Source organism: Arcobacter siniprincipis (SeqCode) (assembly GCF_048571125.1).
GTDB classification, from domain to species: Bacteria; Campylobacterota; Campylobacteria; order Campylobacterales; family Arcobacteraceae; genus Arcobacter; species Arcobacter siniprincipis.
The window spans coordinates 2,003,421-2,017,041 of sequence record NZ_CP182343.1; the positions used below are offsets into that span (position 1 = coordinate 2,003,421).

The 13,621-nt window shown below is 27.6% G+C and carries 13 protein-coding genes; 4 read left to right on the forward strand and 9 right to left on the reverse strand.

Annotated features, from left to right (window positions below):
* Window positions 1-8 precede the first annotated feature (8 nt).
* From ACNI3D_RS10055 to ACNI3D_RS10065, 3 genes are all read right to left on the reverse strand, one after another.
* Complete coding sequence (locus ACNI3D_RS10055) at window positions 9-599, reverse strand: hypothetical protein (RefSeq protein WP_419766888.1); 591 nt, start codon at window positions 597-599, stop codon at window positions 9-11.
* Window positions 600-666: 67 nt separating this feature from the next.
* Window positions 667-1,824: an NAD(P)/FAD-dependent oxidoreductase gene (locus ACNI3D_RS10060; protein ID WP_419766889.1), complete on the reverse strand. Its 1,158-nt coding sequence runs from the start codon at window positions 1,822-1,824 to the stop codon at window positions 667-669.
* Entirely contained in the window at window positions 1,811-2,158 is a 348-nt protein-coding gene (locus tag ACNI3D_RS10065; RefSeq protein ID WP_419766890.1) for a hypothetical protein, read from the reverse strand. Before ACNI3D_RS10065 ends, ACNI3D_RS10060 begins: the two co-directional genes overlap by 14 nt.
* 133 nt (window positions 2,159-2,291) lie before the next feature.
* Between ACNI3D_RS10065 and ACNI3D_RS10070 the strand changes: the two genes are divergently transcribed.
* Both ACNI3D_RS10070 and ACNI3D_RS10075 read left to right on the forward strand, forming a co-directional pair.
* Window positions 2,292-3,170, forward strand: coding sequence for a DnaJ C-terminal domain-containing protein (locus ACNI3D_RS10070; protein WP_129101054.1), 879 nt, complete (start codon window positions 2,292-2,294; stop codon window positions 3,168-3,170).
* An 11-nt stretch (window positions 3,171-3,181) separates the two neighbouring features.
* Window positions 3,182-3,562, forward strand: a complete 381-nt coding sequence (locus ACNI3D_RS10075; protein WP_375723980.1) for a heat shock protein transcriptional repressor HspR — start codon at window positions 3,182-3,184, stop codon at window positions 3,560-3,562.
* Window positions 3,563-3,569: 7 nt separating this feature from the next.
* On the opposite strand, the gene ftsZ is transcribed toward ACNI3D_RS10075, so the two are convergent.
* The 6 genes from ftsZ to arsC all read right to left on the reverse strand — a co-directional run bounded on the left by ftsZ (window position 3,570) and on the right by arsC (window position 10,618).
* Window positions 3,570-4,706: a cell division protein FtsZ gene (ftsZ, locus tag ACNI3D_RS10080; RefSeq protein WP_419766891.1), complete on the reverse strand. Its 1,137-nt coding sequence runs from the start codon at window positions 4,704-4,706 to the stop codon at window positions 3,570-3,572.
* Window positions 4,706-6,094: a cell division protein FtsA gene (gene ftsA / locus ACNI3D_RS10085; RefSeq protein ID WP_419766892.1), complete on the reverse strand. Its 1,389-nt coding sequence runs from the start codon at window positions 6,092-6,094 to the stop codon at window positions 4,706-4,708. The genes ftsZ and ftsA overlap by 1 nt, the downstream gene beginning before the upstream one ends.
* A 3-nt stretch (window positions 6,095-6,097) precedes the next feature.
* Entirely contained in the window at window positions 6,098-7,564 is a 1,467-nt protein-coding gene (locus ACNI3D_RS10090) for a peptidylprolyl isomerase (RefSeq protein ID WP_419766893.1), read from the reverse strand.
* Window positions 7,565-7,632: 68 nt separating this feature from the next.
* A complete protein-coding gene (locus ACNI3D_RS10095; protein ID WP_419766894.1) occupies window positions 7,633-9,915 on the reverse strand; it encodes an AAA family ATPase in 2,283 nt (760 codons plus the stop codon).
* The gene (locus tag ACNI3D_RS10100; protein ID WP_258238681.1) at window positions 9,915-10,271 is read right to left on the reverse strand and encodes a hypothetical protein; all 357 of its coding nucleotides are present in this window, start codon (window positions 10,269-10,271) and stop codon (window positions 9,915-9,917) included. The genes ACNI3D_RS10095 and ACNI3D_RS10100 overlap by 1 nt, the downstream gene beginning before the upstream one ends.
* Window positions 10,271-10,618 carry an arsenate reductase (glutaredoxin) gene (gene arsC, locus ACNI3D_RS10105; RefSeq protein WP_419766895.1) on the reverse strand — a complete coding sequence of 116 codons (348 nt, stop codon included), beginning with the start codon at window positions 10,616-10,618 and terminating at the stop codon, window positions 10,271-10,273. Before arsC ends, ACNI3D_RS10100 begins: the two co-directional genes overlap by 1 nt.
* A gap of 78 nt (window positions 10,619-10,696) precedes the next feature.
* Here arsC and fliK point away from each other — a divergent pair, with 78 nt between their 5' ends.
* Window positions 10,697-13,021, forward strand: coding sequence for a flagellar hook-length control protein FliK (gene fliK, locus ACNI3D_RS10110; RefSeq protein WP_419766896.1), 2,325 nt, complete (start codon window positions 10,697-10,699; stop codon window positions 13,019-13,021).
* A gap of 1 nt (window position 13,022) precedes the next feature.
* A complete protein-coding gene (locus ACNI3D_RS10115) occupies window positions 13,023-13,298 on the forward strand; it encodes an EscU/YscU/HrcU family type III secretion system export apparatus switch protein (protein WP_129101062.1) in 276 nt (91 codons plus the stop codon).
* Window positions 13,299-13,621: the final 323 nt, after the last annotated feature.

Here is a 13,621-nt window from a genome sequence, read left to right on the forward strand (position 1 = left end):
CCCCTTTTTTATTTTAATAAATCAACTAGTGGTTGTAAAGAAGCTTTCTTTTCTTCTTCATTCATTGAACCTTCCATTGCATCTTCTTTGACTTTTCCAGTGTAAATATTTGTAATATTTCCATCTTCCTCAATCAAATATGCAAAAAATCCAGTTTTTGAAGTATCATATTGATTTAAAGATTTTACCATAGAACCATCATAATCATAAACCATAGGTATATTTGAACCCTTTGTCAACTCTTCTAGTTTTCCAGGAATTGCCCACTTTTTAATAAACCATGGGGCAGCTGAAATATTTGCAACCATTACATATGGGATATCAATAGTAAAATATTTTTTCAAATCTTTTATAACAGATAATGAATCATGGTTTCCAACAATAACTAAAGTTTTAGTACCTTTTTTAAATACTTCACTAGAAGAAATAATATTCTTACTTCCTACAAGCTCAATATTTTTTGGCAAATTTTCTAAAGTTAACTTACTTTTTACAATAACATTTGGATTTGCTTGTTCTGGTTTTTCAGCAGTAAAATAAACAAGTAATCCAAAACCTATTAAACCTAAAACTGCAATTTTTAAAATATTTTTAAACAATTTTTTTCCTTTTATAAAATTGTATGAGTTTAACTATTTATTATAAATATTAGATTAATAAACATTATCATTTTATTCTTCTAACCCATTTTTTAAATAATCTATCTACTGTAATTTCATCTTCTAAAGTGTCATTTTTTTTAATAAAATCTACAAGTTTTTTTGCTAAATATGGAGATAAGACAAAACCTCTTCCTCCTATACCATTTAATACAAAAAGGTTTTCATATCTTACAAATCTATCACTTTTTACAGGCGTTCCATTTTTTAAATATGGAAACATATTTAATGTAGATTTAGAATCAATCAAACTTCCTACTAATGGAAAATAATCAAAACTACTAGCTCTTGCTCCAAAGTAAGTTTTGAGCACTTTTACATCATTTAAAGTTTTTATATTATTAGCTTTATTTAAAAGTTCTAATGTATCATTTTTGTATAAGTCATTTGTATAACCAATATTAGCTAAATTTGTTAATTCTGGATTTTCAAAAGCCTTATAATCCTTTTCTAAGATATTATCAAACCTATGGTGTGTAGCACCTATTGAGACTTTATAAGTTTTATTATCTAGCTTTTCATGAGAAGTTGATATTGAACACTCTTTATGGTAGTTAAAATCTATACAACTTGTAGTAGAAATATCAATTCTTTGTCCCCATACAGCTCTTATTTTTATATACTCTTCATCTATTAATTTTATGTCAGAACCAGTGGTTAAAATAAGATTTTTTGTCTTAATTTTATCATTAATAATATAAAAATTATCTATTTTTTTTATATGTTTTACATCATAATTAAATTTTTTATCAATATTGTTAGTGAGCTTTTTACACATATCATAAGAAAATACTTGTGAGCCTATTTTGAAAAAAAAGCCACTATCTTTCTCTTCACATTCAAAATCAAAGTGCTTTTTGTACTCTTCAAAACCTACCCTATCTTCATCATCTTTTGGAACTCTTAAAACACCTTTTTGCACAATCAAATCTTCATCTAATTCTTTATAAAACTCAACTGCAAACTTTAAAGATGTAGTAACTAAATCCTTAAACTTATTTGGCTTTCCAAGCAAAGGAGATAAAAATCCGCCAGCTACTCCTGAAGCAAATTGTGCAACATCATCAAATCTATCTATTAAAAGAGTCTTCTCATCTTTTAAAAAATGTGCCACACAAGATCCTGCAATCCCTGCTCCAATAATTACATAATCATAATTTTTCATTTTCATCTTTTTTATTTAATAATTTAAAATTTGGTCTCCAATACCCTCTTCCACCATGTAAACTTACACATTTAAAACCTGGTAATTTGCCTTTATAAAATTCTAATCTACTTTTAGTAGTTTTACCAGTATCACAATAAAATACAAATACTGTTTTATCTTTTGGTAAAAGTTTCATTTCGTAAGGGTTATAAGTAATATATTCAGCTCCAACAATTGGCTTTAAAATCGTATCTACTAAAATCACATTTATACCATCTTTTTTAAGTTGTTCTTTGAAGTTTAAGTACTCTTCTTGAGTCCATTCATCTTTTTCAAATATTTTGTTATTCATACAATGATTTTAGTATATATTTACTTTTTTAGCAATTAATTTACTTTTTTGCTATTAATTATTTCAACTTGATTGACTACGACTCAAGTTTGTGCTATAATTAGAATAAAAATTAATATTATATGGAGTTTTAATGGCAAAAAGTTTATATGAAACTTTAGAGGTGAGTGATAGTGCCTCAAGTGATGAAATAAAAAAAGCATACAGAAAATTAGCAAGAAAATATCACCCTGATGTAAACAAAGATAAAGATGCAGAAGAAAAATTTAAAGAAATTAATGCAGCTTATGAAGTTTTATCAGATAAACAAAAAAAACAACAATATGATCACCATGGTGATTCTATGTTTGGAGGACAAAACTTCCATGACTTTGCAAGAGGTCAAGGTGGGAATGTCGATTTAGATGAGATTTTAAGACAAATGTTTGGTGGCTCTAGTGGCTTTGGAGGAAGTGGTTTTGGAAACCAAGGTTTTGGGGGACAAGGTTTTGGCGGTTATAGTGAGCCAGATTTAGATATGAGTGCTCAAATAACTATTGCCTTTGATGTTTCTATTCTTGGAGGGAAACAACAAGTATCTTTCAATAATGAATCTTTTGATATCAAAATACCTGAAGGTATTAGAGATGGACAAAAGATAAGAGCAAAAGGAAAAGGAAAATCATACAATGGGAAAAGAGGTGATTTAATTATAAAAATCAATGTTGCACCTAGCCCTGAATATACTCTTGAAGCAGATACCTTAACAAAATATTTTGATGTACCACTAAAAACAGCTCTTTTTGGTGGAAAGATAGAAATAAAAACAATACATAAAACTATAACTTTAAAAGTCCCAGAAAATACTAAACAATACCAAAGATTTAGAGTTAAAGAATTGGGAATTTTAAATAGAAAAACTGGAATAAAAGGTGATTTATATCTAAAAGCAAATATTCTTTTACCAAAAGTTGAAGATTTAGATGAAAATTTAGTTAATTTATTAAAAGAGAAACTACCAGAAACTATTTAAAAGAGGATATTATGGAAACAAACTCATACACAGAACCTGTATATTTAATCTCAGTTGTTGCACAGATTCTAGAAATCCATCCACAAACTTTAAGGCAATATGAAAGAGAGGGGTTAATAACCCCCTCTAGAACAAATGGTAAAATTCGTTTATACTCTCAAAAGGATATTGACCATATAAAATATGTATTAAGACTTACTAGAGAATTAGGAATAAATCTTGCGGGAGTTGATTTAATACTTCAGTTAAATACAAAAATAAAAAATTTAGAAGAAGATGTTCAAAAATATAAAACACAATTAAAACAAATAGATAAATTTGGAGTTGTCCCATCATCAAAAGCTTTAGTAATTAAAAAAAGCTCTTATGATATAGTGATTTTTGAAGAGTAGAAGTTTTCTACTCTGATAAGTGATATTGAACTACGTAGTCTCTCATTAATGGTGGCACATCTAAATAGTTATCTTTGTCTGTAATTATATTTTGTTTAGCACCATCAGAAGGAATAGATTCTTGTTTTTTAGGCTCTGGTTTAGACTCAAATCCAGTAGCAACTATAGTAATTTTTACTTCATCTTTTTGTAAAGAATCATCTGAAGTTGTACCAAAAATAATCTCCGCATTTGAATCAATAGTTTCGTGTATTTTTTCCATAACATTGTTAATTGCAAACATAGAAATCTGAGGATGAATATTAAAGTGGATTAAAATACCTTTTGCACCGCTTAATGACATTTTATCAAGTAAAGGAGAGTTTGTAGCAGCATCTAAAGCTTTAATAGCTGCATCTTCACCTTTTGCTCGCCCTATTCCCATAAGCGCCATACCTTTATGTTGCATAATTGTTCTTACATCAGCAAAGTCAGTATTAATATCACTATTTCCTGGATTTAAAATAACTTCACTCATACCATTTACTGCTTGATATAAAATATTATCGATGATTTTAAAAGCATCTTTCATACCTATATCTTTATCAACAATATCAAGAAGTCTATCATTTGGTACTACGATTATAGAATCACTTACTTTTTTAATCTCTTCAAGACCAAGATTTGCCAATCCTGCTCTTTTTTTACCTTCCCATGTAAAAGGCTTAGTTACAACAGAAACAGTTAATGCACCTATTTCTTTAGCTGCTTTTGCGATAATAGCAGCAGCTCCTGTTCCTGTACCACCTCCTAGACCAGCAGCAATAAAAACAATATCAGCACCAGTTAAAGTACTTTTTATCTCTTCATAACTTTCAATTGCAGAATCTCTACCAACTTCTGGCTTCATACCAGCCCCTAACCCTTTGGTTAGTTTTGCACCTAATTGTATTTTTTTAGGAGCTCTTGAGATATTTAAAACTTGTAAATCTGTATTAGCTGAGATTAAGTCAATTCTTCGAGTACCCTCTTGAATCATATGATTGACCATGTTACAGCCACCACCACCAACTCCAACAACTGTGATTTTTGCTACATTATCTGACAAAGTTTTGTTTGGCATTTCTACTGTTATATCGTCCACTCTAAATAATCCATTATCCATTAAAACCACTCCGAAACTTTATTCCAAAATCTTGCCATACCTTTACCTTTGTTTGTTTTCGATATTTTAGGTAATTGAGTAGGATCTTCAGTTTTAAGTTTTATATCTACATTTGACTTGTTTTCAGTCTGTCTAACATCTCTTTGTATCTCTCTTGCTTCTTCTTTAGGAATAGCTTTTTTCTCTATTATTTTTCTTCTAAGTTTTTTATTTGAGTCTAACTCAAAATTTCTATTTTTATCTAAAGAATAAAAAAGAAGTCCTACAATTGTAGCCATAGTTGAATCATCAAAATTCATATATCCATTTTTGATATTTTTTGGATTTGCTACTTTTACAGGTTGGTTTTCAAAAACTAAAGTTGCTAATTCTCTAATGCCTTTTAATTTACTCATACCACCTGTTATAACAATTCCTGCATCTAAATTATCAGCAATTCCACTTCTACTTAATTTTTGTTTTACAAGGGTTAAGGTTTCTTCAACTCTTGCATGAATTATATTTCTAATATCAACCAATGATATTTCTTCAGTTACTTGTTCATCCCCAATTCTTGGGATTTTTATCTTTTTAATAGCTAATTGATCATCTTCACTATTATTTGAAAGTAAACTTCCATATTTTATTTTTATCAGCTCTGCTGCATTATGGGGAGTATGAAGCATCACTGATAAGTCATTTGTTATATGATTTGAACCAACTGGTATAAAATCAGTATATAAAATGGAACTACCTTTATAACAGACAAATTCTGTAGTTGTGCTTCCAATATTTATTACTAAACTTCCAAATTTATTTTGTTGTTCATCTAAAACTGAAATTGCAGTTGCATATCCATTTAAAACAAAATTAGTAATTTCTATATTCGATTCTTTAAAAGCTGATTTTAGATTAGTTAAAGCAGTTCTTTTTGCAGTTACAATATAAACTGATACTTCAAGTCTTGCTCCATTCATATTCAATGGATTATCAACATCTGCTGAATCATCTACTTTAAAAAATATTGGGAGAACATGTACCACTTCATATTCAGGCACGATAGTTGCATTATATAAAGCCATTTGCATAACTTGATTTATCTCATGTTCAGTGATTATTCCATTTGGAACATTTACACTTCCCATACTTCTTATTCCTTTAGTATAAGAACCAGATATTGCAACTACTGTTGACTCAATAGGCTCAGAGGTACTTCTTCTTGCTTTTAGTACAGCATTTTGTATAGACTTTGAGGCTAACTCAATATTTGTAATAAGCCCCTTATTTATTCCATCACTCGCTTCAATTCCTGTACCTAAGATATTAATTTTATAATCTAAATCATTTTTAGCAATAATTGCCGTAACATCAGTAGATCCAATATCTATTGCGAGAAGAGTGCTACCCAATTTCTACTCCTTTGAATCTGAAGAAGAGATAACTTCATATTTACTTTTAAGATTATTTATCAAATTATTCATTAACTCTGTTCTTTCTAATTTTGATAAAATATCATTTACAGATGAGTTTTCTTCTTTTGTTATATTATCAGCTAATTTACTTGAATTTACTTTGTAAACTACTACTTTACCACCTACTTCAATTTTTCCTTCTTTTTCAGAAGTTGTAAAAAGTTTATTTAAAAAAGTATAAGCTTCATTACTATTTAAACCTTTGATCTTATTAATTGATGCTCTATTAACAAATCCTAAGTCTTCACCTGTAAAGTTTTTTAATTCATTTGTTACTAAAACTTTCATCTCTTCACTTCTTTTGATATCTAAATAATCAGCTTTTACCATATCTTTTGATAATTCGTAAGAAAGAGGTTTTGGATCATTTTTCTTAATTACTTTTACTATTGTAAAACCATCTTTATCTTCAAAAGGTTTTAAAACAACACCTAGTTTTGAAGTTTTGATTTCATTTATATTTTCAGCAGAAAAAGGCAATTTATCTTCATAAATTGTTTTAGTTTCATCAAATTTGATTTCATCTTTTTTAAGAGCTAAGTATTTTTTTAAAGCATCTTTTTTTGATTCTTTTAAACTAATTACTTTTATCATATCATCTTTTGCTTCATCAAAAGTTTTTAGTTTGCCATCTTCTTTTTTATAATCCGTTTTAAATTTAGCATAATGCTCTTTTAATTCATCTTCAGTTGGAGTAATAATTTTTAATGGTAATTTAGAAATTTCTAAATCATAAGAGTCTGTTGATAAATATTTTATTTTATTTATTGTCCAATACTCTTTTAACTTTTCATCAGTAAGATCAATTTTAATTGATTTTGGATCTAATATTTTAATAGATACATCATCTTGTGCAAATAATAGTTTTGCTAAATTATTTACTTCATTAGCTGTTGGAGTAAAGTCTAATAATGATTCAACTTTTTGTAAAAGTAAATCTCTTTTTAAAGATTTTTCATAAGCAACAGGTGTAGTACCATTTTGAGATAAAACTTTTACATAAAGTTCTTTATCAAATTTTCCATCTTTTATAAATGAAGGCATTTGAACTAACTCTTTTGCAATATCTTTATCAGTTACAAGTAAACCCAAATCATCAGCATAAGATAAAATAAGATTTTTTTGAATAGTTAAACTTAAAGCAGCATCAGGAAGTCCAATTTTTTTGGCCATCTCTTGATTGAATTTATTCCCATAAACTTGAGAATACTGTCTATACAAAGAAGAATATTCTCTTTGATACTCATCAACACTTATCTTTCTATCACCTACAACAGCTACAGAACCAGAAGAACTTCCATATTGATAACTTCCCCAACCAACGAAACCAGCGCCTACAAACGCTATCACACTTATCCAAATTGTAATTACTAACCACTTTTTATGTCTTTGCATCCAAGTTAACATTCTATTAAAATCCTCGATAAAATTTTAGTTATATTACTCAAATGTAGCTTTTGAAAATGTTAAACTACTTAGCTTAATAGGTCATTTATCACAGATTCTCGTTTTGTAGTCTCTATTCTTTTACAAGCACCTTTAAATGCATCTTCTTCTCCTACGATATAACACATACTTTTAGCCCTTGTAATTGCTGTATATAAAAGTTTTGTATTATGCATAATATAGTGAGAAAAACTCATAGGAATAAGAGCATTATCATACTCCATACCTTGTGTTTTATGAATAGTCAAACAATATGCAAGGGATAAAAGTGAATCTAAGTCATCAAAGTCATAAAATACTACCATATCATCATTTGGATATAAGACGATACATTTACTCTCTTCAAAATCAAGTTTAATTATAAGACCCAATTGTCCATTAAAAACTCTTCTTTCTAAATAATCACTAGAACCCGTTCTATACATTTGCATAGTTTGAGCTCTCATATTTTCGTTTTTTATATGAATTACTTTATCACTTAGTTTATATTCATAAAGTTTAGTTTGTTTTGACTCTTCTCTTGAGCTATTAAATACTTTTTGCAATTGTATGTTTAGATTCTCAGCTCCTAACATACCACCTTTCATAGGGGTAATTATTTGAAAAAGAATAAGCGCTTTTGATATATCTTTACCTTTAATTAGTTTGTAAAATTCTTTAATATAAGCACTTGATATATTTAATATCATACTTAATATCTGCTCAGAATTTTGTCCCCTTAGATTTGAGAATTCACCTTGGCCTAAAGAGTTTTTAGATGCATAATAATTTGATATAGATACATCCATAAATTTGAAATCTTCATAATTACCATTATACTCTGGTACATTTCCTTGTCTTATTTCATTTGCAATAACCGCAATTGCTTGATTTTCATTTTGTCTATATATTTTTGTAAGTTTACAAATTGGAGCTAGTTCATATTTTATAGAATCACTTAATATATTTCCAGCACCAATAGCTGGTAACTGCCCATCATCACCTACTATTATAAAAATAGTGTCTTGGCCAATTTTTGAAATGATTTGATAAAACATAACAGAATTTACCATTGAAGCTTCATCTAATAATATTACTTTATAGGGAAAATGTTCATTTTCTTTATGTTTTACAAAAAGAGATTGTATAGTTGAGCTATTATATCCTGTGGTATCTGCTATTCTTTGAGAGGCAATACCACTTAAAGCAATAGCAAGAATATCATCATAAGAGTTTATTTCTTGAAGAAGTTCAAGAATTGCCCTACTTGATGTTGATTTCCCTGTTCCTGCATAACCTATTAAAAATAATGTTTTATGACCTTCATTTATAAGTTCTACTGCTTTTCTTTGTTCAGGACTTAAAGTAAATCCTAGCGTTTTCTCTTTTTTGTCTAAGTATTCATTTATATTAGAAACTATTTTTTTCAAATATATATCATTTTCTCTTGCTTTAAAAAATTCCAAAATTCTTTTTTCAGCAAAATAAAGCATAGAAGGAGAATACCTATTCTCTTTTGTCTTATAAATATCTTCATCAAGTTCCATTTTTGCTATTGCATTTTCATATAGCACTTCTTCATTTTGGAACCTAAGAGCTTCATCTAATAACCTAAAAAGATGATACTTATCAATAGATGAATTTCCATTATTGTCACAATACTCTCTTAAAGTATAATTCAAACAAGCCATAATTCTAAAATCAGACTTTTCATCTATGCCTAAGGCTTTTGCTATTTCATCAGCTCTTTTAAATCCTATACCTTTTATACGAATCAAAACATAGGGGTTTTCTTTAATAACTTCAATTAAATTCTCAACTTCACTAAACTCTGAGTAAATTTTTGTAATAAGATTTGAAGTAACTCCAAACTTCGATAAAAAAGAACCAAGTTCTCTTAAATGCTTAAACTTTTGCCATGATGATTTAATAGTTATTAGTTTTTTTTCTCTTATACCTTTGAAATTTAAAAGTTCTTCTGGTTTATTGGTTAAGACTTCTACTAGTTCTTCTTCTGAATACTTTTCTAGTAGTTCTAAAGCTGTCTTTCGCCCTATTCCTTTTACTATTTTTGTCAAAAAGAAATAAAGTTCTTGCTCTTTTAACTCTAATGTATCAAAAGCAAATTGGATTCCATATTTTTTGTGAGTTACCCAATTCCCATTTAAAACTATATTTTCACCAACAATTTTTTCAATATCAGTATCAAAATATGTACCACATATTTTTTGGTCATTATCCAATACTGCTATACAAAATCCAGTATCTTTGTTCGAAAATAGTACTTTTTTTAATATTCCTGAAAGTTTAAAACTTTTATTCTCATCCTGCATTAATATCCATCATCAAATTTTTTATGTTTATGTTTGTCTTTTTTATAAGCATTTTGGTTTTTATCTTTTTGAAGTAAATTTGCCTCTTTTAAAAGTCTATTTCTCTCTTCTTCAAAATCATCGCTATGATTTTCCAAATATAAAAGTGTCAAATCTATAAATTTTTTTAAATTAAGTAAATAAGCAGAAGTCAATTCCACTTTTTTTACTCTTTTCGTATCTTCAAAGTTTTTTAATGTTCTTTGTTTAAAAATCTCAAAATCAAAATCTTCTAGTTTTAATAGGGAAACAGTTCTTGTAAAAAATTTTTCTAAAACTCTTATATATCTTATTCTTAGTTGTTTGTCGTGTATCATTAAAACAATTCATTTATTTTTTCTAAAGGTCTTGCAATAACAGCGCTCCCATCTTTTATAATAATTGGTCTTTCAATTAGTTTTGGATTATTTATCATTGCTTCGATTAACTTTTCTTCATCATTTTCATCTTTTAAATTCATTTCTTTATAAATATCTTCTTTTGTTCTCATTAGTTCTCTAGCACTCATACCTAGCATTTGAAGAACTTCTTTCATATCTTCTTTTGTTAGTTTTGCATCTAAATATTTAATAACACCTAAAGCTATTTTTTTCTCTTGTAAAAAATTTAAAGCATCCCTTGATTTTGAGCATCTAGGATTGTGCCAAATAATTATTTCGTCCATGGTATCTCTCCTATTATTATTTTTACTTTATTATACCAAAAAAGATTTATGATTTAATTTTATGATATACTTTGTAGTATGTTAGTCTCTACAAATACACAACTTAATATACTAGTAGCAAATAGTACAAACAAAGTCTTAAAAGAGGTTTTGAAAGAAGCTGATGTTAAAACTTTGATAACTAGTCAAAATAAAGACTTAAATGTTTCTACCTTATTAAAAAGTCTTTTTAGTAATATCCAAAATAATTCAAAATCAAATGAGACCATACTAAACTTACTAAAAAATTCAAATTTGAATAAAGATTTAGGTTCCTTTACCTCAAATTTACAATCTCTTGTAAAAGCTCTACCAGATGATAAAAGTACAGAACAATTAAAAACATTTTTACAAAAGTTTTCAATCACACCTGAACAAACCACCTCAAAAGAAGTAAAAGAACAAATACAAAAAAGTGGTATATTTTTAGAATCAAAACTTTTAAATCAAGCAACTAATCCAAGCAGTAAAAATGAAAATAGCCTATTAAATGATATGAAAGCTGTTTTGCTTAAAACAAAAGTCCAAATTGAAGCACAAATTAACACTCAAAGTAAAACACAAGTACAAAATCAAAATAAAGTAGAAACAACGCCACAAAATAGTAATCAAGCTATTACCCAAAATGTAAATAAGGAAAATATAAATATTCCCCAAACACTTAAACAAATAGATAATCTTTTAACACAAATCAAAAACCTTGAAACTTCTAATATTAAAGAACAAGTTGCAAAACCTAATATAAACAATGAATCAAAACCTATACAGCAAGCGAATCAACCAACTGCCCAAAGTATCAAAAGCGATTCTGCATTATTAAATGACATCAAAGATATCTTAACTAAAGTTCAAGCTCAACTTCAAGGACAAGTCTCTAATCAAGGTGTTAGTAAAGAAAATAGTAATATTCCCCAAACACTTAAACAAATAGATAATCTTTTAACACAACTAAAAAACCTTGAAACTTCTAATATTAAAGAACAAGTTGCAAAACCTAATATAAACAATGAATTAAAACCTATAAAGCAAGTAAGTCAACAAGCAAATCAACCAGCAAATCCAACAAATGATCAAAGTATCAAAAGCGATTCTGTTTTATTAAATGACATTAAAGATATCTTAACTAAATTTCAAGCTCAACTTCAAGGACAAGTCTCTACTCAAAGCAAAGTAGAAAATACATCACAAAATAGTAATCAAGTTATTACTCAAAGTGCAAATAAAGAAAATATCAATATTCCCCAAACACTTAAACAAATAGATAACCTTTTAACCCAAATAAAAAATCTTGAAACTTCAAATATAAAAGAACAAGTTACAAAACCTAATATAAACAATGAATCAAAACCCACACAGCAAGTAAGTCAACCAACAAATCCAACAACTGTTCAAAGTATTAAAAGCGATTCTATTTTATTAAATGACATCAAAGATATCTTAACTAAAGTTCAAGCTCAACTTCAAGGGCAAGTCTCTAATGAAAAAACACAAAGTACTGTTGACAATCCTTCTAAACAAATAGAAACTTCACCCCAAGGGAAAGAATCACAAATAAAAAGCACTCTTCAAAGTACTTCTCAACTCTTGCAAATGAAAGTACAACTAAAAGAAGAAGTTCAACCTCAAAATCAAAGCTTAAATAAAGAAAATATCAATGTCAAAGATACTTTAAAACAAATTGATAAAATATTAACTGACATAAAAAATATAGACTTACAAAACCCAAAAGATGCAGCTGTAAAAATTACCACAAGCTTAGATGCAAAAACAGCTCTTCCTTCAAATACTTTTTCAATAAGAACAGACTCCCCTATTTTTAATGACATAAAAACAGTTTTATCAAAAGTACAAGAGCAACTTCAAAATCAAATTCAAAACCAAGCTAAAGATATTGATGACATAAAATCTCATATTTCTAAAGATGCTAATCCAAAAGAGATATTTAAACATGTTGATAAACTTTTGACCCAAATTGATTACCATCAACTTTATTCAATAGCAAATTCATCAAACAACGTATATATACCTTTTTTATGGGACTTACTTGAAGATGGTTCGATTGATATAAAAAAAGCCGATGATGAAAAGTTTTACTGTTTGATTGATTTGACACTAAAAGACTTAGGAAAAATAAATTTACATCTTTATTTATATGAAGATGACAAGTTAGATATTTCAGTTTTTGTAGAAAAAGAAGACACCAAACAATTAATAAGACAAAAAGCGACAAGTTTGAGAAGAGAGTTAAATGGTACAGGGATAAGTGTGATTGGGCTAAATATACATACATTAAAAGAAGATACAAAGCAAAATTTTTATAAACAAAATGACGATTTTGATTTTGGTGTAAATATCAAGGTATAAGATGGATGAAGAAAAGAAAATATTAAAAGTTGCAGCTTTAAAGTATAATATACAAGATGATACTGCACCCAAAGTTGTAGCAAAAGGAAGTGGTGAACTTGCATCTAATATTATAAAAATAGCAAAAGAGAATAATATCCCAATAAAAAAAGATGAAGATTTAGTTGAACTTTTAACAAAACTAGATGTAAATCAACAAATTCCAAATAACTTATATAAAGCAGTTGCAGAAGTTTTTGCTTTTATTTATGACTTATCAAAGCAAAATAAAACTTAATGATATCCTAGTATAAGACTATTTATAATATAATCAGCAAAAAATATACTAAGACTGCTAATTAATGAAAAATATACTTTTACACAATCCTTACTTTATATTCTTTTTAGGACTTATTACAGTATTTGTTAATATTATTTCATCAGTACACTTTTTCCCAATTTTAATGGCAGGTATAATTTTTTTAGCTTTTTTGAAATCTATTAAATACCAATATTATTACTCTTTAACATATTTGATAATAATCTTTTTATTTATAGAATATAATAATGGCTTTTTACCTTTTTCTTTTACCTTTCTATCTTTATTTATATATACTTTTA